Source organism: Roseobacter sp. S87 (assembly GCF_055693285.1).
The window spans coordinates 670,402-693,902 of the sequence record NZ_JBVFTR010000004.1 but is presented as its reverse complement, the minus strand read 5'-3'; the positions used below and the strand labels follow the sequence as shown (position 1 = coordinate 693,902).

The 23,501-nt window shown below is 60.2% G+C and carries 24 protein-coding genes, 1 tRNA gene and 1 pseudogene; 12 read left to right on the top strand and 14 right to left on the bottom strand.

Annotation, left to right across the window (positions count from 1 at the left end; all coding sequences use genetic code 11):
- Positions 1-15: 15 nt before the first annotated feature.
- Entirely contained in the window at positions 16-1,110 is a 1,095-nt protein-coding gene (gene hppD / locus ACZ1HA_RS04270) for a 4-hydroxyphenylpyruvate dioxygenase (protein WP_472712992.1), read from the bottom strand.
- A gap of 157 nt (positions 1,111-1,267) precedes the next feature.
- Here hppD and ACZ1HA_RS04265 point away from each other — a divergent pair, with 157 nt between their 5' ends.
- Together ACZ1HA_RS04265 and ACZ1HA_RS04260 are read left to right on the top strand one after the other, a co-directional pair.
- Positions 1,268-1,726, top strand: coding sequence for an Lrp/AsnC family transcriptional regulator (locus tag ACZ1HA_RS04265; protein ID WP_375228223.1), 459 nt, complete (start codon positions 1,268-1,270; stop codon positions 1,724-1,726).
- Positions 1,727-1,754: 28 nt separating this feature from the next.
- The gene (locus tag ACZ1HA_RS04260; protein ID WP_472712991.1) at positions 1,755-3,659 is read left to right on the top strand and encodes a cation:proton antiporter domain-containing protein; all 1,905 of its coding nucleotides are present in this window, start codon (positions 1,755-1,757) and stop codon (positions 3,657-3,659) included.
- Here the strand turns inward: ACZ1HA_RS04260 and cobT are convergent.
- Complete coding sequence (gene cobT, locus ACZ1HA_RS04255) at positions 3,656-4,606, bottom strand: nicotinate-nucleotide--dimethylbenzimidazole phosphoribosyltransferase (RefSeq protein ID WP_472712990.1); 951 nt, start codon at positions 4,604-4,606, stop codon at positions 3,656-3,658. The two genes, ACZ1HA_RS04260 and cobT, sit on opposite strands and share 4 nt — an antisense overlap.
- A gap of 130 nt (positions 4,607-4,736) precedes the next feature.
- On the opposite strand from cobT, the gene cobS reads away from it, so the two are divergent.
- Positions 4,737-5,513, top strand: coding sequence for an adenosylcobinamide-GDP ribazoletransferase (cobS, locus tag ACZ1HA_RS04250; RefSeq protein ID WP_472712989.1), 777 nt, complete (start codon positions 4,737-4,739; stop codon positions 5,511-5,513).
- 52 nt (positions 5,514-5,565) lie between these two features.
- Here cobS and ACZ1HA_RS04245 read toward each other — a convergent pair whose 3' ends face one another.
- The 5 genes from ACZ1HA_RS04245 to ACZ1HA_RS04225 form a co-directional block, all read right to left on the bottom strand.
- The gene (locus ACZ1HA_RS04245) at positions 5,566-6,078 is read right to left on the bottom strand and encodes a CarD family transcriptional regulator (protein ID WP_375228226.1); all 513 of its coding nucleotides are present in this window, start codon (positions 6,076-6,078) and stop codon (positions 5,566-5,568) included.
- A 294-nt stretch (positions 6,079-6,372) separates the two neighbouring features.
- Positions 6,373-6,711, bottom strand: coding sequence for a ferredoxin FdxA (fdxA, locus tag ACZ1HA_RS04240; protein ID WP_436397466.1), 339 nt, complete (start codon positions 6,709-6,711; stop codon positions 6,373-6,375).
- A 51-nt stretch (positions 6,712-6,762) separates the two neighbouring features.
- Complete coding sequence (locus tag ACZ1HA_RS04235) at positions 6,763-7,140, bottom strand: RNA-binding S4 domain-containing protein (RefSeq protein ID WP_472712988.1); 378 nt, start codon at positions 7,138-7,140, stop codon at positions 6,763-6,765.
- Positions 7,141-9,966 (bottom strand): helicase-related protein, encoded by a 2,826-nt coding sequence (locus ACZ1HA_RS04230; RefSeq protein ID WP_472712987.1) that lies wholly within the window; start codon positions 9,964-9,966, stop codon positions 7,141-7,143.
- 24 nt (positions 9,967-9,990) lie between these two features.
- Positions 9,991-10,548 carry a tetratricopeptide repeat protein gene (locus ACZ1HA_RS04225; RefSeq protein ID WP_472712986.1) on the bottom strand — a complete coding sequence of 186 codons (558 nt, stop codon included), beginning with the start codon at positions 10,546-10,548 and terminating at the stop codon, positions 9,991-9,993.
- A gap of 76 nt (positions 10,549-10,624) precedes the next feature.
- Between ACZ1HA_RS04225 and ACZ1HA_RS04220 the strand changes: the two genes are divergently transcribed.
- The 6 genes from ACZ1HA_RS04220 (at position 10,625) to ACZ1HA_RS04195 (ending at position 17,287) form a co-directional block, all read left to right on the top strand.
- The gene (locus ACZ1HA_RS04220) at positions 10,625-10,915 is read left to right on the top strand and encodes an SCP2 sterol-binding domain-containing protein (protein ID WP_472712985.1); all 291 of its coding nucleotides are present in this window, start codon (positions 10,625-10,627) and stop codon (positions 10,913-10,915) included.
- Entirely contained in the window at positions 10,915-11,862 is a 948-nt protein-coding gene (locus ACZ1HA_RS04215; protein ID WP_472712984.1) for an alpha/beta fold hydrolase, read from the top strand. The genes ACZ1HA_RS04220 and ACZ1HA_RS04215 overlap by 1 nt, the downstream gene beginning before the upstream one ends.
- Positions 11,863-11,901: 39 nt before the next feature.
- Positions 11,902-12,915 carry a ligase-associated DNA damage response exonuclease gene (locus tag ACZ1HA_RS04210; RefSeq protein ID WP_472712983.1) on the top strand — a complete coding sequence of 338 codons (1,014 nt, stop codon included), beginning with the start codon at positions 11,902-11,904 and terminating at the stop codon, positions 12,913-12,915.
- The gene (locus ACZ1HA_RS04205) at positions 12,912-14,510 is read left to right on the top strand and encodes an ATP-dependent DNA ligase (RefSeq protein ID WP_472712982.1); all 1,599 of its coding nucleotides are present in this window, start codon (positions 12,912-12,914) and stop codon (positions 14,508-14,510) included. The genes ACZ1HA_RS04210 and ACZ1HA_RS04205 overlap by 4 nt, the downstream gene beginning before the upstream one ends.
- Positions 14,503-15,396: an amidohydrolase family protein gene (locus ACZ1HA_RS04200; protein WP_472712981.1), complete on the top strand. Its 894-nt coding sequence runs from the start codon at positions 14,503-14,505 to the stop codon at positions 15,394-15,396. The genes ACZ1HA_RS04205 and ACZ1HA_RS04200 overlap by 8 nt, the downstream gene beginning before the upstream one ends.
- Positions 15,397-15,466: 70 nt before the next feature.
- On the top strand, positions 15,467-17,287 hold the full coding sequence (locus ACZ1HA_RS04195) for a M3 family oligoendopeptidase (protein ID WP_472712980.1): 1,821 nt from the start codon (positions 15,467-15,469) through the stop codon (positions 17,285-17,287).
- Here ACZ1HA_RS04195 and ACZ1HA_RS04190 read toward each other — a convergent pair.
- The 4 genes and pseudogenes from ACZ1HA_RS04190 to ACZ1HA_RS04175 all read right to left on the bottom strand — a co-directional run bounded on the left by ACZ1HA_RS04190 (position 17,284) and on the right by ACZ1HA_RS04175 (position 20,788).
- The gene (locus ACZ1HA_RS04190; protein WP_472715281.1) at positions 17,284-18,258 is read right to left on the bottom strand and encodes a Gfo/Idh/MocA family protein; all 975 of its coding nucleotides are present in this window, start codon (positions 18,256-18,258) and stop codon (positions 17,284-17,286) included. The two genes, ACZ1HA_RS04195 and ACZ1HA_RS04190, sit on opposite strands and share 4 nt — an antisense overlap.
- Positions 18,259-18,339: 81 nt before the next feature.
- Positions 18,340-18,609 (bottom strand): DksA/TraR family C4-type zinc finger protein, encoded by a 270-nt coding sequence (locus ACZ1HA_RS04185; RefSeq protein ID WP_472712979.1) that lies wholly within the window; start codon positions 18,607-18,609, stop codon positions 18,340-18,342.
- 69 nt (positions 18,610-18,678) lie between these two features.
- Positions 18,679-19,575 carry an RNA polymerase sigma factor RpoH gene (rpoH, locus tag ACZ1HA_RS04180; protein ID WP_375228237.1) on the bottom strand — a complete coding sequence of 299 codons (897 nt, stop codon included), beginning with the start codon at positions 19,573-19,575 and terminating at the stop codon, positions 18,679-18,681.
- Between the two features lie 189 nt (positions 19,576-19,764).
- A pseudogene (locus tag ACZ1HA_RS04175) lies at positions 19,765-20,788 on the bottom strand (RluA family pseudouridine synthase).
- Between ACZ1HA_RS04175 and ACZ1HA_RS04170 the strand changes: the two are divergent.
- Together ACZ1HA_RS04170 and ACZ1HA_RS04165 are read left to right on the top strand one after the other, a co-directional pair.
- Positions 20,787-21,098: a DUF6476 family protein gene (locus ACZ1HA_RS04170; RefSeq protein ID WP_375228238.1), complete on the top strand. Its 312-nt coding sequence runs from the start codon at positions 20,787-20,789 to the stop codon at positions 21,096-21,098. The pseudogene ACZ1HA_RS04175 and the gene ACZ1HA_RS04170 overlap by 2 nt on opposite strands.
- Positions 21,099-21,444: 346 nt before the next feature.
- Positions 21,445-21,975, top strand: coding sequence for a hypothetical protein (locus ACZ1HA_RS04165; RefSeq protein WP_375228239.1), 531 nt, complete (start codon positions 21,445-21,447; stop codon positions 21,973-21,975).
- A gap of 134 nt (positions 21,976-22,109) precedes the next feature.
- Here the strand turns inward: ACZ1HA_RS04165 and ACZ1HA_RS04160 are convergent.
- Together ACZ1HA_RS04160 and ACZ1HA_RS04155 are read right to left on the bottom strand one after the other, a co-directional pair.
- Positions 22,110-22,186: transfer RNA gene (locus ACZ1HA_RS04160), tRNA-His, on the bottom strand.
- A 43-nt stretch (positions 22,187-22,229) separates the two neighbouring features.
- Complete coding sequence (locus tag ACZ1HA_RS04155; protein WP_472712978.1) at positions 22,230-22,712, bottom strand: GNAT family N-acetyltransferase; 483 nt, start codon at positions 22,710-22,712, stop codon at positions 22,230-22,232.
- An 81-nt stretch (positions 22,713-22,793) separates the two neighbouring features.
- On the opposite strand from ACZ1HA_RS04155, the gene ACZ1HA_RS04150 reads away from it, so the two are divergent.
- Positions 22,794-22,991 carry a DUF6324 family protein gene (locus tag ACZ1HA_RS04150; protein WP_375228241.1) on the top strand — a complete coding sequence of 66 codons (198 nt, stop codon included), beginning with the start codon at positions 22,794-22,796 and terminating at the stop codon, positions 22,989-22,991.
- Here ACZ1HA_RS04150 and ACZ1HA_RS04145 read toward each other — a convergent pair.
- Positions 22,988-23,446 (bottom strand): MmcB family DNA repair protein, encoded by a 459-nt coding sequence (locus tag ACZ1HA_RS04145; RefSeq protein ID WP_375228242.1) that lies wholly within the window; start codon positions 23,444-23,446, stop codon positions 22,988-22,990. The two genes, ACZ1HA_RS04150 and ACZ1HA_RS04145, sit on opposite strands and share 4 nt — an antisense overlap.
- Between the last annotated feature and the right edge of the window lie 55 nt (positions 23,447-23,501).

Below are 23,501 nucleotides of genomic sequence, written 5' to 3'. Positions count from 1 at the left end.
CGTCGCAGGCCGCCGTTATTCTGCGGCGATCTCACCGGCTATGATCTGTTCCTGTTCGATGCTTTCAAACAACGCTTTGAAGTTGCCCTCACCGAACCCATCGTCGCCTTTCCGCTGAATGAATTCGAAAAAGATCGGCCCGATCACTGTCTTTGAAAAGATCTGCAGCAGAATTCTGGTCTCGCCGCCGTCTACCACCCCCTCGCCATCAATCAGGATGCCGTGCTTCTTCATCCGGTCCACAGGCTCATCATGACCCGTGACGCGTTCGTAGCTCAGGTCGTAGTAAGTCTCCGGCGGCCCCGGCATGAATTTGAGCCCCCGCGAGGCAATCTCATCTGTACTGTCATAGATATCGCGCGCGCCAACAGCGATGTGCTGGATGCCTTCGCCGTTATACTTTTTCAGATAAGATACGATCTGGCCTGTTTCGCCCCGGTCTTCGTTGATCGGGATGCGGATCCGGCCACAGGGCGAGGTCAGCGCGCGGCTGAGCAGTCCGGTGTATTTGCCTTCGATGTCAAAGAAGCGGATTTCACGGAAATTGAACAGGTCACCGTAAAACCGGAACCACTTGTCCATATTACCCTTGTGCACATTGTGCGTGAGGTGATCGAGATACCAGAACCCGACGCCCGCCGGTTTTGACGTCGCGATCCAGTCAAACTCTTCGTTGTAGGGACTGGTGTCGTAATACTGATCGACGAAGTACAGCAATGATCCACCGATGCCATAGATCGCCGGAACATCCAGCGCTTTGCCCGGCCCTTCGTAGCGGACAGCGCCTTTCTCAACGGCCTGACGGCAGGCCGCTTCTGCATCCGCCACGCGCCAGCCCATGGATGGTGCGCAGGGACCATGTTCGGCGACAAAACCCGCAGCAAAACTCTCCGGATCAGCGTTCAGGATGTAGGTGACATCCCCCTGCTGCCAGAGCTCAACCGCGCGTGTCCGGTGGTTTGCAACATGCGTGTACCCCATCCGCTCAAAAAGTTCGCGCAGTTCCTGTGGATCCGGGTGGGCGAACTCCACAAATTCAAAACCGTCCGTGCCCGCCGGATTTTCTTCCGAAATGACCGAACGGGGGGCGTTGTGCGGAAAAGGTCCCATGATGATGCTCCTGCGTGGCGGTTTTCTGCGCGGCTGCGCATTCTTTCATCATTGTCATTGAAAACTGGCGGGGAAACTGCGCATCTCTCTCGTGCGTTATAGATTTTTTTGCACATTTCCCGCATAATAAGGTGAAATCACGACCGGAGGCCGCATCATGGCGCTGGATCATGTCGATACACGTATCCTGGCTGAACTGCAGAAAAACGCCCAGCTGACCGCACAGCAGCTCGCGGATGTGCTGAACCTTTCGCCAAGCCAGGCCGGACGTCGCAGGCAGAGGCTGGAAGCAGACGGCTATATCCGCGCCTATGAGGCACGGCTCGACCCGCTGCATCTGGGCCTGCACGTTCAGGGTTTTGTGCAGGTGCATCTTGGCACCCATGGCGCCGAACAGGCGCGCAGCTTCGCGCGCCTTGTGAACACCCGCCAGGAGATCACCGGCGCATGGACAATGACCGGCGATGCGGATTATCTTCTGCGTGTGTACTGCGCCGACCTTCCCGCCCTGAATGCACTGATTCACGAGGTCCTCCTCGCGCACCCGTCTGTTGCACGGGTGCACAGCCAGATCGTGATGGACCAGCTCAAACAGGATGGCCCCCTGCCCACCTGAAACCCGCCCTTCCGGGAGAAAAGACCACATGGACGGCTTCCTCTACCAGGCTTCGATATACCTCGCCGCGGCAGTGATTGCGGTCCCGTTCGCCGCCCGCCTGGGCCTCGGATCGGTGCTCGGATACCTTGCCGCCGGGATCATCATCGGGCCTGTGCTGGGCCTTGTTGGCTCCGAAACCCAGGATCTGCAGCATTTTGCGGAATTCGGCGTGGTTATGATGCTGTTTCTGATCGGCCTCGAACTGGAGCCGCGCGCGCTGTGGGATATGCGGCACCGGCTGCTGGGGCTGGGCGGCCTGCAGGTCGGCGTCAGTGCGGCCGCTCTGATGGCGATTGCTGTCGCCTATAACCAGCCCTGGGGCGTCGGTCTGGCCATTGGTCTGGCCCTGTCACTCAGCTCCACCGCGATCGTTCTGCAAACCCTGTCTGAAAAGGGCCTGATGCAGACCAGCGGCGGGCGCAGCATCTTTTCGGTGCTGCTGACACAGGACATTGCGGTCATCCCCATCCTCGCTTTCCTGCCCCTGCTGGTGGTCACGCTGCCCGCGCAGCACATAGCAGCAGACGGCTCGATCCACGTCGACAAGGCCGCTGCCGGTCACCATGGTGACGGCCATCACTCCCTGTCGCTTGTCGAAGGGCTGCCTGCATGGGGTGTCACGCTGGTTACCATCGCGGCAATCGGCGCGGTGGTCATCGCCGGTGTCTTTTTCACCCGCCCCCTGTTCCGTTACATTCACGCCTCGCGCCTGAGAGAGATGTATACCGCACTCGCCCTGCTGATCGTGGTGGGCATCTCATTCCTGATGACTCTGGTCGGCTTGTCGCCTGCTCTTGGTGCGTTCCTCGCGGGCGTGGTTCTGGCAAACTCCGAATTCAGGCACGAGCTGGAAACCGACCTTGAACCTTTCAAAGGGCTGCTGCTGGGGCTGTTCTTCATCACAGTCGGGGCTGGTATCAACTTTACGCTGCTCTTCGGGAACATGCCGGCCATTATTTCGATGGCGCTGCTCGTCATTATTGTCAAAGGCCTGATCCTCTTTGTGCTGGGCCGCGCCTTCGGGCTGAAAGGACGCGATCAGTGGCTCTTTGCCCTCGGGCTTGCCCAGGCCGGCGAATTCGGTTTTGTGCTGGTGTCCTTTTCGGTGCAGCAGAATGTGATCCCGGTGGATGTTGCCGAAACGCTGCTGCTTGTGATCGCCCTGTCGATGCTGATCACGCCACTTCTCTTCATTCTGTATGACGTCCTGTCCCGCCGCATGGAGGAAAGCACCGTCGACCACCCCGACGATGAAATAGACGCCGAAGGGCCGGTGATTATTGCCGGTATCGGACGTTTTGGCCAGATCGTGAACCGCCTGGTGCAGGCCAGCGGGTTCAACACAGTTGTGCTGGACCATGACATGGAGACCATCGCGGTGATGCGGCGCTTTGGCTTCAAGGGGTTTCTTGGCGATCCGACCCGGCCCGACATCCTGCGTGCCGCCGGGATTGCAGAGGCCCGTGTGCTGGTGGTGGCGCTGGATGACCCCGAGGCTGCAATCAAGCTGGTAGGATACGCCCGCAAAAACTACCCTGATCTGCATATCGTTGCCCGGGCGCGCGACCGGACGCATGTCTACCGCCTTTATCAGGCCGGTGCTGATGACATCGTGCGCGAACTTTTCGACAGTTCCCTGCGCGCAGGCCGCTATGTTCTCGAAAACATGGGGCTGAGTGACTACGAGGCGAGCGAGGCCGAACGGATCTTTTATCATCACGACCGGCATTCCGTGCGCCAGCTGGCCGAATTGTGGCAACCCGGCGTGCCTGCCAGCAAAAATCAGGCCTATATCGACAAGGCCAAAGAGCTGCAGAAAGAGCTGGAGACCGCGTTTCTCAGCCGGGAGAGCGAAGAGAAGAAGGTCGCAGCGTCCGGCGGCGGGTCCTAAGCGTCAGAGACACCGGCTTCTGCGAAGGTTGCCATCCCGCTCAGGCACGCCACGGAGGCTTTGAGGACACCCAGCGACAGCGCGCCGCCTGAGGCTTCACCCAAACGCAGCCCAAGAGACAGCAACGGCTCCTTACCCAGCGCTTCAAGCATCCGGGCATGCGCGCCCTCGGCGCTCAGATGCCCTGCCACGCAGTGATCCAGCGCGCCCGCGACTGTTTTTTCCAGTGTCAGCGCCGCTGCAGTGCAGATGAAACCATCCAGCAGAACAGGAATACGCAGCGCCCGCGCCCGGGCAATGGCGCCGGCCATCCCTGCCAGTTCACGCCCCCCCACGCGCCGCAGCACATCGAGACCATCCGACGCACCGGCATGAAGTGCTGTGGCTTCCGACACGACAGTGGTCTTGAGTGCGAGGCCTGCATCATCCACACCGGTGCCCCGACCGGTCCAGTCGGCCGCATCGCCTCCCAGCAGCAGAGCCGCAATTGCAGCTGCCGATGTTGTGTTGCCGATGCCCATCTCGCCCACAACCAGCACGTCAGCGTCCGCGTCGACCGCGTTCCAGCCGCTCAGCAGAGCCTCGGTCAGCTCTGCGTCTGTCATCGCGGGGGCTTGGGTGAAATCCGAAGTCGGTGTCTCCAGAGCCAGGGCGATCACGTCGAGACGAGCACCGAACGTGCGCGCCAGCTGATTGATCGCAGCACCGCCATGTTCGAAATTGGCAACCATCTGCGCTGTGACCTCTGGGGGAAACGCGGAGACACCCCGCGCGGCAACACCATGATTTCCCGCAAAAACAATGACCTGCGGCGCATCGACTGATGGCCGGTCCGTTCCACGCCACCCCGCGTACCAGATTGCGAGGTCTTCCAGCCGCCCCAGCGCGCCCGGTGGTTTGGTGAGCTGCCCGTTTCGGGCTGCAGCCGCCCCCGCCGCATCAGCCACAGCGTCGGGTTGCGCGGCCAGCAGAGCACGGAACCCCCCGGATCAGAAAAAGCTGTAGTCATGCGGGATCCTCCGGCTTGCATGGGTCGTCCCCCCTCTTTAACCATTGCCACACCTCCAGCAAGACGGGATGAGGCCCCAGAGGGATGAAAACCGACACCTACCCCCCGTTGTGACTGAGATCGTGCTGGCATTCGCGCTGCTCAGCCGCCTTCCGACGCCGCATTTGCCTGACAGTGCCTTTGCCCGGGGTGCGCAGGCCGTGTGGGCCTATCCGCTGGTGGGGCTGGTGACGGCTTCCATCGCCGGTTTCGCCGCTCTGTCACTTTTGTCGCTCGGACTACCGGTGTCCGTTGCCAGCGGGATCGGGCTGGCGCTGCTGACTGTCCTGACCGGCGCGCTGCATGAAGATGGGCTCGCCGACGTGGCGGATGGGTTCTGGGGCGCGTATTCGACAGAACGACGCCTCGAGATCATGAAAGACAGCCAGATTGGCTCTTACGGAACGCTCGCGCTGATCTTTGTGACGGGGCTGAGGTGGCTCGCATGGTCTGCCCTGCTCGTGATCAGCCCCGGCGCACTGATCGCAGCGGCTGTTCTGTCGCGCGCGGCCATGCCGGTTCTTATGGCGCTGTTGCCACACGCGCGCGCCGCTGGTTTATCTCATTCCGTAGGTAGGCCGGCGCGGCCACGTGTATTCGCCGGAATGATCATCGCGCTTGTTCTGGCCATTCTGCTGCTCGGCGCGCCCGCTGTGGCGGCAAGCGTGAGTGTTGCCCTGGCTGCCGCCTTCATGGCGTGGCTGGCGCGGAGCCGGATCGGAGGTCAGACCGGGGATGTCTTGGGTGCCACACAGCAGGTGAGCGAACTGACGGCCCTGTGTCTGCTGCTGATATTGCTGCAATAAAAAACCGCCCCGGACGTTCCGGGACGGCTGAAACTGAAGCAATCTTTGCAGATCAGGCCGCGACGCGGCTTTCGAGAACCTCGCCCACCTGCTTGGCCGCTGCCAGATCATCGCCACCACTTACAGCTGCGACTTCGCGGGTCAGACGCTCAAGCGCTGCCTCATAGAGCTGACGCTCCGAATAGCTCTGTTCGCGCTGATCATCGGTGCGGTGCAGATCGCGGACCACCTCGGCAATCGCGATCAGATCACCGGAGTTGATTTTCTGCTCATACTCCTGAGCACGGCGCGACCACATCGCCCGTTTGACCTTGGCTTTGCCCTTCAGCGTTTTCATCGCGTGGGAAATAACGTCAGGCGAGCTCAGCGCCCGCATCCCGATTTCCGTCGCCTTGTGCGTCGGCACCCGCAGCGTCATCTTGTCTTTCTCAAAGGAGATAACAAAGAGCTCCAGCGTGATACCGGCCACTTCCTGTTCTTCGATCGACAGAATCTGACCCACACCATGGGCCGGATACACGACGAATTCATTCGGGCGGAAATCAAGTTTCTTCGATTTTGTCATTCATTGTTCCTCGTCAAACGGGTGAACATCCGGCCACTGTGAACAGTCAAAAACACACCAGGCAGGGCGGGCAGCCCTTGCATGCGGGTGTGACTGGACAGAATTTTAAGTGTCCGCAGGCTGGTGAAAGCGCGGAAAGACGGCATCCGTTATTTTGTTTGTTCCAACACTATATCACAGAATCGGCCGCAGCGAAAGCTACCGCTGCGTAAGTTGCGGGAAAGTTACATAAAACCCGCTGCTTAGCTGATTCTTGTCGATTCGCCCGTGAAGCGAATCAAACGGGCTTGCTGGTCAGCCGCCCTCGCCTGGCGCTTCGGAGAAGTATTTCTCCAGTTTGCCCTGCTCACCGTCACGCTCTTCGGCCTCAGGCAGCGGGTCTTTTTTGGTGATAATAACCGGCCAGAGTTCGGAATACTTACGATTGAACTCGACCCATTTCTCCATATCCGGCTCAGTGTCCGGACGGATGGCATCTGCCGGGCATTCCGGTTCGCATACACCACAGTCGATACACTCGTCCGGGTGGATCACCAGCATGTTCTCGCCCTCGTAAAAACAATCTACCGGGCAGACTTCGACGCAGTCGGTGTATTTGCAGGCGATGCAGCTGTCGTTGACGATATAGGTCATGTGATGCGGTTCCGGGCAAAATCTGAAGGTTAGCTAAATCAGCAGCCGGGATCATTCAAGAGAGCGGGACCGGGAAAGATCAAGAATGCGACGATCACGCTTTGTCGGGCGACCTTTTCCTTCAAAGGCCGGGTTTTCAGGAGCACTTTTCTGTGAACGGGGCTCTGGCGGCGACAAATCCTCGTAAAGCGCCTGCGCTTCGGGGGCCGGACCACGCCGGGTGCCCAGAGCTTCGATGCGGATCACGCGGATGGTTTTGCCCTGCGCGAAGGTCAGAACATCGCCCGGTGACACCATGGTGCTGCGCTTTTCAACCCGGTTTCCGTTGACGCGCACGTCGCCGGCTGCGACCCGTGTGGCTGCCAGCGACCGGGTTTTAAAAAACCGCCCGTGCCAGAGCCATTTATCGAGCCGCAGCTTTTCAGCCACTCACTTGTTGTCCTTGAGACCCATCAGCGCGGCAGCAAACGGGTTATCCGGATCAATCTTCTTTTCCTGTCTCGATGGTTTTGCCGAGAACTTCTGCGCCCGCTGGCCCTTGCCGTCCTGCGGGCCGCCACGCTTGCCCTTGCCCTTCGGTTTGCCCTTGCCCGGCGCGCGGTCTCCGCCACGACGCTGGCCCTGCTGCCCGCCACGGTTCTGACGTCCCCATGTAAAGGTAAAGAAAACTTCTTTTTCGGGCGCGTCGGGCTCGCTCGCGTCGGCTGCTTCTGCCGCATCTCCAGTGTTTGCTGCAGATTCTGCGTCTTTCGCTGGTGCGGCTTCTTCATCTGTAGTCGCCGGAACTGGTTCGGCGGATGTATCGCTTTCGCTCTCCGGTGCAGTCTCTTCTGAGACCTCAGCCCCTTCGGCAGCGCCAGAAGCTGCCTGCTCGGGCTTCACCCTGTCCCGCTCGCCCTTTTCTGCCTTGTACCCAAGGCCCTGCATCAGATCCGCGAACTGTTCGAGCGTCATCCCTGTGATCGACAGCATATCGGCAGACGCCTCAAAGCCGGCACGGGTGTTCTCGGCCCGCAGCATATCTGCCAGACGCTCCAGCATATCAATCCGGATCGCGCGTTCACCGGCGATACGGTAGCCCGACATCGTGTCAGCCCCCGCAGGCGCGCCGCTGTCAGCCGGAATTGTGACCAGACCCGGGGGCGGTGCCTCAGGAAACTCGCCCAGTCCATTTGTCAGAGACCACAGAACAAGGCGCAGACGCGTGGGGGCCGGTTTCAGCAGGAGTGGCAGGAAAATCGTGAACTGCCCGAAACGGATGCCGTGTTTGCGCAATGCGCCGCGCGCATCCTGATCCAGGGCTTTGACCTCATCGGCCACCTCTGCCCGTGGCAGAACACCCAGAGCCTCGACCATGCGGAACCCGAACCCGCGCGCACGGCCGATCAGCGTTTCATCACGGCTGAGGTTCATCAGCGGCTCAAAAAGGGCGGCAATCTTGCGATCAATAAAGTGCTGCAGACGACGCTGCACTTTCTGCGCAACTTCCGGCCCGGCAACATCGTCGACAAAGACTTCCACCTGCGGACGCAGCGCATCGGGTCCCGCGACCAGTTTGCCCACGGCGTCTTTGCCCCACATCAGACCGCCCTGTTCGGTAAAGTCGATCTCTGTGTCCGGCGCATTGTAGAAACGGTCGGCCCGCAGATGGAACTGCGGCGCCAGCGCCTGCAGCGCCACCGTCTTAATCGTCTTCGCCTCGGCGCCGCCGGCACCCTTGTCCTGGCTGAACCGGAACCCTTCCAGCCGCCCTACAAATTCACCTTCGACGGTCACTTCGCCGGTATTCGATACTTCTGCCACCATGGCTTCCTTCTGGCCGAGCCGGCGCAAGAGCACGGATGTGCGCCGGTCTACGAATCTTTGGGTCAGACGCTCGTGCAGCGCATCCGACAATCGGTCTTCTACAGAACGTGTCTCGTTACGCCAATGGCTTTCGTCACCTGTCCAGCCTTTGCGCTGAGCCACGTAAGTCCATGTGCGGATAAACGCGAGGCGTCTCGACAACGCATCGATGTCCCCGTCCGTCCGGTCAATCCGTCTGATCTGTCGTGCCAGCCAGTCCTGCGGCACCTGGCCGTTTTCATGCAGAAAACAGAAAATCTGCTCCAGCAGGCTGGCATGTTCGGCATGGCTGATCCCCCTGAAATCCGGAATTCTGCACACATCCCAGAGCAGGCGCACCGATGGTCCGTCAGAACAGCGCGCAAAAACCTCTGCGACCTGCCCCAACGCCCGCAGCGCGCCCAGATCGTCCGCTTCACGCGCCCGGACGAGGATTTCGTCCTGTGGCGGGGTTTCAAGCGAGGCGATCAGCCGGTCAATGCTGCCGAACTGCAGCGCATGGTTGCGCCAGTTCAGTTTCTTCAGAGGCGTAAAACGGTGGTCCGTAATCGCGCGCAACACTTCCTCGTCCAGCGGCCGCGCATCACCTGTGACACCAAAGGTGCCGTTTTTCATGCCCCGCCCGGCGCGACCGGCGATCTGCGCCAGTTCGTTCGGGGCCAGCGGCCGCATGCGGCGTCCGTCAAACTTGCTGAGCGCCGAAAAGGCGACGTGATCAACGTCCAGGTTCAGCCCCATCCCGATGGCATCCGTGGCCACCAGATAGTCCACCTCGCCATTCTGGTACATCTCGACCTGAGCATTGCGCGTGCGCGGGCTCAGCGCTCCCATCACGACCGCTGCGCCGCCCTTCTGACGGCGGATGAGCTCCGCGATCGCATATACATTCTCAACCGAAAACCCAACGATTGCGCTACGTGGACGCATCCTGCTTATCTTTTTCTGTCCAATCCACGTCAGATCGGACATCCGCTCCCTCTGGATGAACTGAGCACCGGGGATCAGCTCCCGGATCGGGCCGCGCATGGTATCAGCGCCCAGAAACAGCGTCTCATGCAGGCCCCGAGAACGCAGCAGACGGTCCGTAAAGACGTGACCGCGTTCCGGATCGGCACAGAGCTGGATTTCATCCACCGCCAGAAAATCGCATCCCATCCCGTCCGGCATCGCCTCGACCGTACAGACCCAGTACTGGGTGCGCGGGGGCACGATGCGCTCCTCGCCGGTGACGAGCGCCACAACAGAGGGACCACGCAACGCAACGATCCGGTCGTATACCTCACGCGCCAGCAGGCGCAGCGGCAGGCCGATCACACCTGTGCGGTGCCCCAGCATGCGCTCGATTGCATAAGTGGTTTTACCTGTGTTGGTCGGGCCCAGGACGGCCACAACCCGCTCTTCACCTGCCACAGCAGTATCCTCAGTCAGCCACGGTCAGAGCGTGAAGCCAATGCCTTCGCGTCTGAGCTGTTCGAGTGCAGTTGTGGCGTTCTCATGATGGGGATGCAAGTCCAGCACCTGGCCAAATGCCTGTGCCGCGCGCTCATAGTCGCCGAATTCCCGGAACATAACGCCGAGACCGAAAATGGCATTGTAGTTATTTGGGTTCAGCGCAAGGGCGCGCTGAAGGTCATCGAGTGCCGGCCCGTAAAGATCTGCCTGGAAATAGGCCGTTGCGCGGGCATGCCAGCCTTCGGCAAAATCCGGCGCATGATCCGTGAGCGCCGTAAAATGTTCGATCGCCAGACGGACATTTTCTGCTTCCATCGCCTCGCGTCCTCGGCTGAGCAGCAGATCCATCGCCGGTGACCCCGACCGGTCCCACAAAAGGCCCAGCTCGCGGTCCAGCCGCGCCGCATCCGATTCGCTGGCCTCAGCCAGCTGATCCAACAGTTCCGCTTCACGCTCCTGCGCCTGGAGCGGCACAGAAAACACAACAAAAACAAAAATTGCCGTAACGGCAGATTTGAGGTTGAGAAGATTGATGCCCATAACAGTCTGGAATGTAACAGGCGCAGCCGGCAAATCCAGACCCCGGTACGCGCCACAGGGCAAAAGGGCCTCACAAATGAGCGATATCGTAGATCAAGCCGTTGCGGCACTGAATGAAAAGCTGAGTGGCGCTGATTTCGGCGGCACGGCAAAATTCGACATCTCAGGCGAAGGGGCCGTGATGATGGACGCGTCCGGTGCCCGCGCCGCCGACGAACCGGCCGATGTCACGCTGAGCGCTGACGCGGATACCTTCCGCTCCATCCTCGAAGGCGACACAAACCCAACCTCTGCCTTCATGTCCGGCAAGCTTTCTGTCGACGGCGACATGGGGCTTGCCATGCAACTGGCCTCGGTTCTGGCCTGATGGACCTCAGCCCCGCTCCTTTTTACACGGACATCAGTCACGGTCCTGAGGGCGGGGCAGCTTATTGGGTAACGGCGGGCGACGGAAAACGCATACGCGTCGGGCACTGGCCGCTCGACGGGGCGGAAGGAACAGTCCTGATCTTTCCGGGCCGCACGGAATTCATTGAGAAATACGGGCAGATCGCGGCTGCCTTTGCGGAGCGCGGTCTGGCCTCAGTCGCCATCGACTGGCGCGGTCAGGGCTTGTCGGACAGGATGCTGGATGACCCGCTGGTTGGCCATGTCGACAGTTTCATCGACTATCAGAAAGACGTCGCAGCCCTGATGCGCGCGGTCCGGCAGCTTAGTCTGCCACGCCCCCTTTATCTGCTGGCCCATTCCATGGGTGGCGCCATCGGGTTGCGGGCCGTTATGGAGGGCCTGGGCGTTCAGGCCGTAACCTTCTCGGGGCCCATGTGGGGCATATTTTTCAAACCCCACATCCGGCCTTTCGCTCACGTGCTTGGACACGTCATGCCTGTGATCGGCCGGGGTCACCTGTTGCCGCCAGGATCGTCCCCACGGGCCCATGTTCTGACAACAGACCTTGAAACCAACCTCCTGACACGCGACGCGGAACAGTTTGAGATCATGCACCAGCAACTCACGGCGCATCCTGAAATGGAACTGGGCGGGCCAAGCTATATCTGGCTGCGGGAAGCCTTGCGCGAGACGCGGCACCTCCAGGGCAGACCATCGCCCGGCCTGCCCTGTCTGACGCTGCTTGGCAGCAACGAAGGCATTGTCGACGTGCCTGCCATCCACCGGCGCATGGACGCCTGGCCGCGCGGCGAGCTGCAGATAGTAGACCCCGGAGAGCACGAGGTGCTGATGGAAAGCGCCGAACGAACTGAGCCGCTCTTTAACCGCATCACTGCGCACTTCAGGAAGAGCGCGGGCACCTGAGGTCTGGGCAAACCGCGACGCATTGCTAAGTTGGTTCTTATGGCTCGGGAACCGGTTCTGACTTTCACGGAAAAAGGCATCTACTGCGCCGCAGGGGATTTCTTCATTGATCCCTGGCGGCCCGTGCACCGTGCTCTGATCACGCATGGGCACGCAGATCATGCCCGCCCCGGCCATGACAGCTACCTGGCCACACATGCTGCCCTGCCCGTAATGCGGCATCGGCTGGGCGATATCTCTGCACAGGGCATTGACTTTGGGGAAAGCATCCGCATTGGCACAGCGGATGTCTCCTTTCATCCTGCGGGCCACGTTCCCGGCTCCGCACAGATCCGCGTCGCTGTGGATGGTGAGGTCTGGGTTGCCTCAGGTGATTATAAAACCGAGGCCGACGGGCTTTCGGAGACTTTTGAACCGGTGCAATGCCACCACTTCATCACCGAATCCACCTTTGGTCTGCCGGTTTTCAACTGGCAGCCGCAGCAAACAGTCGCCCGGCAGATCAATGACTGGTGGGCCCGCTGTGCGGCTGATGGCAAAACGGCCTTTCTGGGCGCCTATGCGCTCGGAAAGGCACAACGCCTGCTCAGTTTGCTTGATCCCGAGACCGGACCCATCCTCACGCATGGCGCTGTTGAGGCCACAAACCGCGTGTTGCGCGAGCAGAAGATTGACTTGCCGGAAACCGTTCAGGCAACCGCGGACCTCAAACCCAAAGACTGGCCCGGTGCCATTGTGCTGGCCCCGCCGTCAGCACTCGGGAGCGCCTGGGCTCGGCGTTTCGGGCCACAGGAAAGTGCCTTTGCCAGTGGCTGGATGCAGCTGCGCGGCGTACGGCGCAGACGGGCGGGCGACCGCGGCTTCGTCATTTCCGACCATGCGGACTGGCATGGGCTGCTCGGGGCGATCCGCGAGACCGGGGCTGAAAATATCTATGTAACACATGGGTATACAGAGATTTTCAGCCGCTATCTGAGCGAAAACGGGTGGCGTGCGCAGATCGTGCCGACTGAATTCGGGGACAGCGACGATGACACGGAGGACGGCGCATGAAGCAGTTTGCCGAACTCTTCAGCGCCATCGACCAGAGCACAAAAACGACCGTAAAGGTCGACGCACTTGCCCGGTATTTCAACGAGGCCCCGGAGGATGACAGGCTCTGGACAATCGCGCTTTTCTCGGGTCGGCGGCCGAAACGCGCGGTGACCACGACCCGCCTGCGCGAATGGGGGGCCGATATGGCCGGTATCCCGCTCTGGCTCTTCGAGGAATGCTATCCGATTGTCGGCGACCTTGCCGAAACCATTGCCCTTGTGCTGCCACCGGGTGAGACACGCGATGACCGGTCGCTCACCGCCTGGATCAATGAGCTGCGCGCGTTGTCCGATGTGGACGAGGACAGCAGGCGCACATTCGTCCGGAATGCATGGCAGGCACTGGGCGGGGCCGAGCGGTTCGTGTTCAACAAGCTCATCACCGGCGGGTTCCGCATGGGGGTCAGCCAGAAACTGATGACGCGCGCCCTGTCACGGGCCACCGGAAAATCAGAAGCCGAACTGGCGCACCGGCTGATGGGCAACTGGCAACCCGACACGTCCAACTGGAACGCCCTGATCGAGGCGGACGACCCGGGCGCGGATGCTTCCCGCCCCTACCCCTTTTATCTGGCCTATGCGCTGGAAAATGAACCTGCGGCACTTGGCCCGGTCGCCGACTGGCGGGCGGAATGGAAATGGGACGGCATACGTGGGCAGCTGATCCTGCGGGATGGCGGATATTTTGTCTGGTCGCGCGGCGAAGAGCTGATGACGGAACGGTTTCCCGAACTGGCACGTGCCTGCGATTTTCTGCCCGACGGCACAGTGCTGGACGGTGAACTGCTGGTCTGGAAGGCGGCATCCGACAGCCCGGCGAGCTTCAACGTCCTGCAGAAACGGATCGGGCGCAAAACCGTGCCCAAAAAGCTGCTGACGGAGGCCCCGGTGGTGCTGCACGCCTATGACCTGCTGGAATGGGAGGGCCGCGATCTGCGTGACCAACCCTTTGCCAGTCGCCGGGCGCTGCTGGAAAATGCCTGCGGTGATATGCCGGCGGACGCCCCAGTACGCCTGTCCCCGCAACTGTCCTTCGACAGCTGGGAGGATCTCGCAGATCTGCGGGCAGAGGCGCGGTCAGAGCAGGCAGAGGGCGTCATGCTCAAACGCGCAGACAGCCCCTATCTCGCTGGCCGGAAAAAGGGCGACTGGTGGAAATGGAAACTCGACCCGCTCACGATTGATGCCGTGATGATCTACGCCCAGTCCGGGCACGGACGGCGGGCAAATCTGTTCACCGATTTCACCTTTGCGGTCTGGAACGGGAACGACCTGGTGCCGTTCACCAAGGCCTATTCCGGCCTGAAGGACGCGGAATTCCGCGAAATCACGGCCTGGGTGCGTAAAAACACCTTGCAACGCTTTGGTCCGGTGCGTCAGGTGACACCGCACCATGTGTTTGAAATCGCCTTCGAAGGCATCCAGGAAAGCCCCCGTCACAAATCCGGTGTGGCACTGCGGTTCCCCCGGATGTCACGCTGGCGCAGGGACAAACCGGTGCAGGAAGCGAACACTCTGGACGATCTGAAGGACATGCTGCGCATTTATGGCTGACACCGCAAAACCCATGGCAGACATGCCACCCGACCCGCGCGCCCCGCAACACCCTGTGCCGCACGGAGCCTGCGACACCCATGTTCATATTGTGACGGCCGGTGGTGAATACCCGCTTTGGGAAAACCGTGTCGAGGACCCGGTGCACGGCGTCACCTTTGAGGAATGGCTGGATCTTTACCGCGCGCATCTCAGCGCTCTTGGATGCACGCGCGGCGTCATTGTGCATTCGATCCTGCATGGCACCGAAAATGCGGTCACCTTTGAGGCAGTGCGCCGGCTTGGCGACGGATTTCGCGGTGTGGGCCTCCTGCCGGATGGCGCAACGGAGGCACAGATGGATGATTTCGTTGCCCGCAGCATGTCCGCGGTCCGGCTGAACTATGTGCATGGCGGGGTTCTGACCTGGGATGGCGCCCGGGCGATGGCGCCTGCTCTGGCCGAACGCGGCCTGCACATCCAGATGCTGGCGCATTCGGACAGACACCTGGAGCAGATTGCGGATGATGTCCGTTACCTGCCCACAGACGTCGTTTTCGACCACATCGGATGGCCCGCGGACGGGCTGAGCGCGGACACCCCCGGCTTTCAGTCACTCTGCGCGCTGCTCGCCGAAGGGCGTGCCTGGGTCAAGCTTTCCGCTGTCTACCGCATGTGCCCTGCCCCCTATGACCGGACAGACGCCCTCGTGGCGGCGCTGATCGCGGCAAATCCGGAACGGTGCCTCTGGGGATCGGACTGGCCGTATCTGATGCTGGCCGATGCGGCCATGCCGGCTAGTGCGGCTGCCCTTCTGGACGCTCTGGACCGTGTTGTTCCGGATGCGGCCACCCGTCAGCGGATACTGGTCGACAATCCAGCGCTGCTTTTCGGCTTTGACAACTGATCCGGTGCTGCCCGCTTGCCCCAGGCGCAGGCGCACCTTACCTAAGACCAAACACTGATGAGGACCGCCCATGTTTCACCTGCCCTTTCCTGTCCGCGACGCCAATGCATCCGGCGCAGCCGCCCCGCTGGGTGACCTGCCGGAATGGAACCTCGATGACCTTTATGCAGGCGAGGATGCACCGGAGCTGAAGCGCGATCTGGACTGGCTGGAGCAGGCTTGCAGCAGTTTTGCCTCAGATTACGAAGGCCAGCTCGAAGGTCTGGATGCCGCCGGGTTTCTGGAGTGCGTGCTGCGTCAGGAAAAAATCAATCAGGTTGCCGGACGCATTATGTCCTTTGCCGGGCTGCGCTATTACCAGCTGACCACCGACGCCGGACGTGCCAAATTCATGTCCGACCACCAGGAAAAAATCACGAATTTCACAACCCCGCTGGTGTTCTTTACGCTTGAGATCAACCGTCTGGAGGATGACCATCTCGATGGTCTGTACGCCCAGAATGCAGACCTGGCGCGTTACAAGCCCGTCTTTGACCGTATCCGTGCGATGAAGCCTTACCAGCTCAGTGATGAGATGGAGAAGTTCCTGCACGACCTTGGTGTCGTGGGTGATGCCTGGGAGCGCCTCTTTGATGAGACCATCGCCGGGCTGGAATTCGAAGTGGACGGCGAGCCACTGAATATCGAAGGCACGCTGAACCTGCTGACCGACACAGACCGCGCAAAACGCGAGGCCGCCTCGCGCGAACTGGCGGATGTATTTGGCAGCAACATCAAAACCTTTGCGCGCGTTCACAACACACAGGCCAAGGAAAAGGAAATCATGGACCGCTGGCGTGGTATGGAAACGCCCCAGACCGGGCGGCACCTGAGCAACCAGGTCGAGCCGGAAGTGGTCGAAGCCCTACGCAATGCGGTCGTCGACGCCTATCCCCGCCTGAGCCATCGCTATTACGAGCTCAAACGCAAATGGCTGGGGCTGGACCGCATGCAGGTCTGGGACCGCAACGCGCCCCTGCCAATGGAAGACACCTCAGTGGTCGGCTGGAGCCAGGCCGAAAAGATGGTCATGGACGCCTACAATGCCTTCGACCCGCGCATGGGCGAAATTGCGGCACCGTTTTTCACCGATGGCTGGATCGACGCAGGAGTGAAACCGGGCAAGGCACCGGGCGCATTTGCGCATCCCACGGTGACCAACGTGCATCCTTATGTGATGCTGAACTATCTGGGCAAACCCCGCGATGTCATGACGCTGGCCCACGAGCTGGGTCACGGCGTGCACCAGGTCCTGGCGGCAGGTCAGGGCGAAATGCTGTCATCCACGCCGCTGACACTGGCCGAGACCGCATCGGTGTTCGGCGAGATGCTGACCTTCCGCAAGATGCTCGACAACGCGACGGATGATGCACAACGCAAGGTCCTGCTGGCAGGCAAGGTCGAAGACATGATCAACACGGTCGTGCGCCAGATCGCGTTTTATGATTTTGAATGCAAACTGCATGATGCGCGGCGCGGCGGTGAACTGACACCTGATGACATCAATGCGCTCTGGATGTCCGTTCAGGCCGAAAGCCTTGGGCCCGCCTTTGATTATATGGACGGCTACGAGACCTTCTGGGCGTATATTCCGCACTTTGTACATTCACCGTTCTACGTCTACGCCTATGCGTTTGGCGACGGTCTGGTGAACGCGCTTTATGCGGTCTATGCCGAAGGCGACGAAGGATTTGAAGACAAGTACTTTGAGATGCTGAAAGCCGGTGGCTCCAAACATCACAAAGAACTGCTGGCACCCTTTGGTCTTGATGCCTCTGACCCGGCCTTCTGGGACAAGGGCCTGAGCATGATCTCAGGCTTCATCGACGAGCTGGAGGCGATGGAGGGCTAAGCGCCCTTCCCGCCCGCAGCAAACGTCATATCCATCATAACCTGCGTGCCCTTTGAGAATTCAAGCGGGCACGCATAGGCCTCGCCTGTCCGGACTGACCGGCAAAAGGCCTCGACCTGCAGCACGTAGTGATTGACGCCCGGAAACCGTTCTGTGCGCCGCACCTGGCCCGCGGTTTCAATACTCAGTTCCGCCTGATCATGCACACCGGCATTAAACGGACAGGTGACGCGCAACACGCCTTTGTCTCCGTGGAACACAACTTCCTGTCTGTTGAACAGGCGCATGGAGACCACGGCTGAATAGGTAAAGCCGGGGAACTGCGCAGCCATCTGTACGAAAGTGTCCACACCATTCTCATAGTCGATATGGGCGAATGGAACGGCCTGCGGTTCCTCACCCATCACGTACCGGACCGACCCAAAGGTGTAGACGCCGATATCCGGCAGGCCACCACCGCCCGCACCAGCCTGGTTACGGATGTTCCCGGTATCAGCATTGTAATAGGAAAACACCGCATCCACGTGCCGCACCGTTCCGATGGCTCCTTCGGCCACCAGTTCCTTGGCGCGTACGAACTGCGGGTGGTGCACAATCATAAAGGCTTCTGCCGCCAGGAGATCGCTCTTGTCCCGCGCAGCAATCAGGCGGTCAAACTGATCTGCCTGCAGCGTCATGGGCTTTTCACACAACACATGTTTGCCGGCTTCGAGGGCTTCGAGAGACCATTCCACATGCAGGTGGTTGGGCAGCGGAATATACACAGCATCGATATCCGGATCTGACAGCAGAGCGTCATAGCTGCTGTGCACCCGCAGATCCGGCGCAAAGGCCAAAAACCGATCCGCTTTTGCAGGATCTGAAGTGCCAAGCGCCGCCAGGCGGGCGCCCCGGGCGGCATGGATCGCGGGCCCCATGTAGCTCGCTGCAAAATTCGCCGCGCCAAGGATTCCCCAGTTCACTGGTTCCATCATTTTGTCCTCTGAATGTTTGCGCTCACAGTAGCCGGTACAGCACCTCATGCGAACCGTAATCGAAGCACGCCGGGTGATTTATCTCAGCTGACTGTCCTTTGAGCCGCGCCGGTTGATGCCACCTCTGACCTCGAACCGGCCATCGCGCTCCTGCATACAATCGATGCAGAGCTTCACCCCGGGAAGAGCCTCACGCCTGGCTTCCGGGATCGGTTCTTCACATTCTGCGCAGTGGGTCAGACTGTCACCTGTTGGCGCGCGCCGCGCTTTCATGCGCGCGAGCTCATCACTGATGGAGGCTTCAATCTGTTCGTTTACCGCACCGTCCCGTGCCCAGCAGCCTGCCATTCCGCGTCCCCCAATAAAAAACTGCCCACAAGAATGTGGGCAGCTTCATCAATCCGTCAAGTCCGGCGGTCAGGCCGTCGAAAGCATGCCTTTTTCGCGCGCAAGGTCGCGCATCTTTTTCTGCAGCTTTTCAAACGCGCGCACCTCGATCTGCCGGATGCGTTCGCGGCTGACGTTGTACTCAGAACTCAGATCCTCAAGCGTGATCGTCTCGTCCGACAGCCGGCGCTGGGTCAGAATGTCCTTTTCACGGTCATTCAGCACACCCATGGCCTCTGCCAGCAGTTCGCGCCGCGCGGTCAGTTCATTCTGCTCCTCGTAATCGGTTGCCTGATCGGCATCCTCGTCCTCGAGCCAGTCCTGCCACTGCATGGCGCCCTCGCCCTCTGTCCCGACGGTTGCGTTCAGCGAAGCATCGCCTCCCGACATCCGGCGGTTCATCGAGATCACCTCGTCCTCGGTCACACCCAGATCGGTTGCGATCTTTTTGACGTTGTCCGGGTGCATGTCACCTTCTTCCAGCGCGCCGATCTTGCTCTTGGCTTTCCGCAGGTTGAAGAACAGCTTTTTCTGCCCCGAGGTCGTGCCCAGCTTCACCAGGCTCCAGGAGCGCAGGATATATTCCTGAATGGATGCACGGATCCACCACATGGCATAGGTCGCAAGACGGAAACCCTTCTCAGGATCGAACCGTTTGACCGCCTGCATCAGCCCGACGTTGGCCTCGGAAATCACCTCTGCCTGCGGCAGGCCATACCCGCGATACCCCATCGCAATTTTGGCTGCGAGACGCAGGTGTGACGTAACCATTTTGTGGGCGGCTTCAGTGTCCTGTTCCTCAACCCAGCGCTTGGCCAGCATGTATTCTTCTTCCGGCTCCAGCAGCGGGAATTTGCGGATTTCCTGCATATAGCGGTTGAGACCGCCTTCGGGTGTCGGTGCGGGCAGATTTGCGTAATTAGCCATCGGAGCCTCCCAATGTTTACCAGCTTAACATCAATATGGTGTCTGAACCGATCAGTTCAAGTAAAGATGCGAATAAATTGTTAACGCGAACACTAAGCGTATCCGGTTAATAAAATCCTGACATAAAGAGCAGGCGTTAACACTTCACGTACCCGTGCGGTCACAGGGGTTTGCGGTTTATTTCAGCTGTCATTGCAGGACATTCAGAAGATCCGCCATATCACGCGGGGTTTCGGCCTCAAACCGCACTGTTTCTCCGGAACGCGGGTGCTCAAACCCCAGCACTGCAGCATGAAGCGCCTGCCTGGGGAAGCTGCGGACAGCGTCTGATGCTTCTTCGCTGAGGGCTTTTGCCGGCAGTTTCCGGCGCCCGCCATAGGTCGGATCACCCACAAGCGCATGTCCCGCATGCGCCATATGCACCCTGATCTGATGCGTTCTGCCCGTTTCGAGCCAGCATTCCAGCAGGGCCAGACAGGGCGGGTTCCCGAAACGGCCGATGGTCCGCGCCCGTGTGACCGCATGCCGGCCGGTATCAAACAGGACGGACTGACGCTGGCGGTCGGTTTTGTGACGGGCCAGACGAGTTGTCAGTTTCAGAATGTTGCCCGGCTCGAAACTCGCGCCTCTGATACCGCGCAGGCGGGGGTCGCTGGCATCGGGAACACCGTAGACGAGCGCGCGGTAGTACCGCTCGACTGTATGTGCTTCGAACTGGGCCGCGAGGCTCTGATGCGCGAGGTCTGTTTTGGCCACCACAAGCAGCCCGGATGTATCCTTGTCGATCCGGTGCACAATTCCGGGGCGTTTCAGCCCGCCCACGCCGGACAGCGCATCGCCGCAATGCGCAAGAAGCGCGTTGACCAGCGTCCCGTCGGGTGACCACTGGGGCCGGATGCACGACCATTCCTGCAGGCTTGTTGATCACAATGAGATCGTCATCCTCGCTGACCACGTCCAAAGGAATGTCCTGCGGCAGGATGTGACTGTCCTGCGCCTCTTCCACCGTGATCTCGACGCCGGCACCCGCGATAGCCCGGGCCTTTGCATCCTGCACCACCACACCATCCACGCGCACCGCCCCCTCTGACAGCAAACGTGCGAGCCGCGTGCGCGACAGATGCGCGTCCTCTGGCACATCCCGCGCGAGCGCTTTATCAAGACGCGGCGGCGGGGTATCGCCAATAGTGAAACGGATCTGACGAAGCGGCATGGATAATCCTGAACTGAAACCGGACGATGAAGTGGCGGAACCGGCGAACCTGCGTTTCCTGAGACGGTTGGTGACGGTTCTGACCGCCACGATGATCGGAGGTGTTCTACTGATCATCGCGCTGATTGTCATCCGCTTCTATGACCGGCCCCCGCCCCTGCCGGAAACAATCACACTGCCGGACGGTGCGGCGGCCCAGGCCTTCACCCAGGGCGACGGCTGGTTCGCTGTCGTGACCACCGATAACCGCATACTGATCTATGACAGGGTGACCGGCGACCTGCGCCAGAGCATTACCATAAGCGAATAGTGCCTGACCCGGTCCCGACGAAACGAATCAAATTTTACTAAAGACCGTTTCCTGCCACTTTTTCGCCCCGATCGGGGTGAAACCGGCGTTTTGACCCTGTTCTCTGACCCGGAACAAACCCGGTGCGCCGCCGTTTTTGTCCGTCATTCCGGTATACTTAACCAAGTCCTTATCAACAGTCAGGGCCTCGCTATCCCATTGATGACTGCCGCGGGACAATGACCGAATTGAAATGAAATCAGGGCCGCAATGTGGCACAAACATGGCACGGTCGCTCTGAGCCCTCGTGTTGGTGAGGTGCTGGCGGCTGCTTTTCCGGGGTGGGGGCACACTCTGGGAGTAAACCATGTCTGGTAAACGGTTCTTTGTTGCACCCTCAGCGCTCGCGGCCGCGCTGCTGCTGTCTGCCTGCGCTCAGCCCGTCTCTTCGGTCATCACGCGGGATGCGCAGCTGCAAAACATCCTTGATCTGCCGCAGGACGAAGACTGCTGGTTTGACCGTGTTGACGAAGACTACACCACGTATCTGCTGGCACGGGACAACGGCGAGGATCTCATCGACCGCCTGGTCGAGGCATGCCCGGACATTCAACTGGGTTTTGTCGCCGCAACATCGGGTCCGGGGCCGAGCTACTCCACATATTTCGGCGAACCTCAGCTTGCCAGCGAAGAGATCCGTGGCGACGGCGAAGACGGTCCGGGGTCGTCTGGCGGACCCAGTAACGACAGCCCTGAAGGCCCACAGGACACTGGTGGCTCCAGCGGCACGTTCGGTGACAACGATGGCGACACGGACGGCGACGATGACGACGGCGGCGGTGTTGGCGACAACGGTGACCCGTCCGATGGGGGACAGTCGGGTGGCTTTTCGGGGTGAGGTTTCCGGAATAGTAACCAGTGCTTTGTTAGGAAAGGTCCGTTGCTCCGGCAGCGGGCCTTTTTCACTGCGCGCAGACCTGTCACGCGCATACCGGCATCGGCCCGTTGTTTTTGACGCTCTGTGAAGAAGGGTGGTACCACCTCCCCGGCTCGAACGGGGGACCTCCTGATCCACAATCAGGCGCTCTAACCAACTGAGCTAAGGCGGCACTGCCCCGGATTTATCGCCCGGGTCTGCAGATTGCAAGAGGCTTAAAACTGATATGTCCAGCTCTGCTCCACAAGATCCTGCCCGAAGGAATGCACCGGCACAGAGCTCTCCAGCTGCCATCCATGATGCCGGTAAAGCGCGCAGGCTGCTGCATGGCTTTCATGGGTCCACAGCTGCATCCTGCTGTACCCCTTTGCCTGAGCGAAACCCATGCAGGTCTCCAGCAGCCTGTGGCCAAGGCCCCGGCCGCGGGCTTCGGGCACAAGCAGAAAAAGCCTCAGTTTGGCCGTCGTATCATTGAGCCGGACACAAAACACGGACCCCAGCCTTTCGGCACCATCACAGGCAATCCACCCGCGTTCGCAAGCGGGATCTTGATCTGCAATGAACGCGTCCAGGATCTCCGCCACCAACGCGCCAAAGGATGCGTCAAACCCCTCCTCTTTCGCGTAGTGCAGCGCATGCTGTGCGACCAGCCAGTCACGGGCCACCGCCTCAAATGCCCGTATGGTTGCCTCTGTCATAACCGGAGCAAACAGCAATCTGCCTTGCCATTCAACCACCTGCAGGGTAGCGATGCTGCCACGCTGAACAGGAGTGCACCGATGGGTATCGATACAGAAAGCGACATTGAGGCAAATCTCCAGATCGGGCCGACCGACAAAGGTATGGTGCGGATTTATGTCGAGGCCGATGGTGTTGAGATCCCGATGGATTTCTCGCCGGATGATGCTGAGGAAATTGCTGAAGAAATCTCTGCTGCTGCGGCACGCGCCCGGCGCGCATCAGAAGCGCGCCGCTAACCCGGGAAGACACTCATATCGGGGTCGCGCAACGCATGAAGACGGCGCGCCGCCGTGGTTGCAATCCGGTGAGTCATGGTTTTGCGCCGCGGCGCTTTCAGACGTGTTTCGGGACCCATCCGGATGATTTCAGCACCATAGGCGTCACCGATGATCAGACCGGTATCTTCCGGCAACAAGTCGGTTGGAAAATCCTCATCAACCGCCCAGAAAAACCTGTCGCACCATTCAAGGTATCCTGACCATTTGGAATCAGACTGAAAGTCCGCACGCGACGATTTGCATTCAACGATCCAGATGTCACCGGACGGACCCAGACCGATCACGTCAACACGCAGCCCCTTGGCCGGTACCAGTTCCTCGACGCTTACGAATCCATATCCGGACAAAAGGCGCGCCGCGCCGCGCGCGAGCAGCTGACCGGGTTGCAGGACTTTCAGATCATCGTGAGCCATGCGGCAAATATGAACATTTCGTGAACATCTCGCAAGATTTATCTGCGCTGATAAA

What these genes read in the sequence shown, in the direction of transcription:
- hppD (WP_472712992.1), bottom strand. Translation starts at nt 1,110, where the DNA reads ATGGGACCTTTTCCGCACAACGCCCCCCGTTCGGTCATTTCGGAAGAA.
- ACZ1HA_RS04265 (WP_375228223.1), top strand. Translation starts at nt 1,268, where the DNA reads ATGGCGCTGGATCATGTCGATACACGTATCCTGGCTGAACTGCAGAAA.
- ACZ1HA_RS04260 (WP_472712991.1), top strand. Translation starts at nt 1,755, where the DNA reads ATGGACGGCTTCCTCTACCAGGCTTCGATATACCTCGCCGCGGCAGTG.
- cobS (WP_472712989.1), top strand. Translation starts at nt 4,737, where the DNA reads ATGAGGCCCCAGAGGGATGAAAACCGACACCTACCCCCCGTTGTGACT.
- ACZ1HA_RS04245 (WP_375228226.1), bottom strand. Translation starts at nt 6,078, where the DNA reads ATGACAAAATCGAAGAAACTTGATTTCCGCCCGAATGAATTCGTCGTG.
- fdxA (WP_436397466.1), bottom strand. Translation starts at nt 6,711, where the DNA reads ATGACCTATATCGTCAACGACAGCTGCATCGCCTGCAAATACACCGAC.
- ACZ1HA_RS04225 (WP_472712986.1), bottom strand. Translation starts at nt 10,548, where the DNA reads ATGGGCATCAATCTTCTCAACCTCAAATCTGCCGTTACGGCAATTTTT.
- ACZ1HA_RS04220 (WP_472712985.1), top strand. Translation starts at nt 10,625, where the DNA reads ATGAGCGATATCGTAGATCAAGCCGTTGCGGCACTGAATGAAAAGCTG.
- ACZ1HA_RS04215 (WP_472712984.1), top strand. Translation starts at nt 10,915, where the DNA reads ATGGACCTCAGCCCCGCTCCTTTTTACACGGACATCAGTCACGGTCCT.
- ACZ1HA_RS04210 (WP_472712983.1), top strand. Translation starts at nt 11,902, where the DNA reads ATGGCTCGGGAACCGGTTCTGACTTTCACGGAAAAAGGCATCTACTGC.
- ACZ1HA_RS04205 (WP_472712982.1), top strand. Translation starts at nt 12,912, where the DNA reads ATGAAGCAGTTTGCCGAACTCTTCAGCGCCATCGACCAGAGCACAAAA.
- ACZ1HA_RS04200 (WP_472712981.1), top strand. Translation starts at nt 14,503, where the DNA reads ATGGCTGACACCGCAAAACCCATGGCAGACATGCCACCCGACCCGCGC.
- ACZ1HA_RS04195 (WP_472712980.1), top strand. Translation starts at nt 15,467, where the DNA reads ATGTTTCACCTGCCCTTTCCTGTCCGCGACGCCAATGCATCCGGCGCA.
- ACZ1HA_RS04190 (WP_472715281.1), bottom strand. Translation starts at nt 18,258, where the DNA reads ATGGAACCAGTGAACTGGGGAATCCTTGGCGCGGCGAATTTTGCAGCG.
- ACZ1HA_RS04185 (WP_472712979.1), bottom strand. Translation starts at nt 18,609, where the DNA reads ATGGCAGGCTGCTGGGCACGGGACGGTGCGGTAAACGAACAGATTGAA.
- rpoH (WP_375228237.1), bottom strand. Translation starts at nt 19,575, where the DNA reads ATGGCTAATTACGCAAATCTGCCCGCACCGACACCCGAAGGCGGTCTC.
- ACZ1HA_RS04170 (WP_375228238.1), top strand. Translation starts at nt 20,787, where the DNA reads ATGGATAATCCTGAACTGAAACCGGACGATGAAGTGGCGGAACCGGCG.
- ACZ1HA_RS04165 (WP_375228239.1), top strand. Translation starts at nt 21,445, where the DNA reads ATGTCTGGTAAACGGTTCTTTGTTGCACCCTCAGCGCTCGCGGCCGCG.
- ACZ1HA_RS04155 (WP_472712978.1), bottom strand. Translation starts at nt 22,712, where the DNA reads ATGACAGAGGCAACCATACGGGCATTTGAGGCGGTGGCCCGTGACTGG.
- ACZ1HA_RS04150 (WP_375228241.1), top strand. Translation starts at nt 22,794, where the DNA reads ATGGGTATCGATACAGAAAGCGACATTGAGGCAAATCTCCAGATCGGG.
- ACZ1HA_RS04145 (WP_375228242.1), bottom strand. Translation starts at nt 23,446, where the DNA reads ATGGCTCACGATGATCTGAAAGTCCTGCAACCCGGTCAGCTGCTCGCG.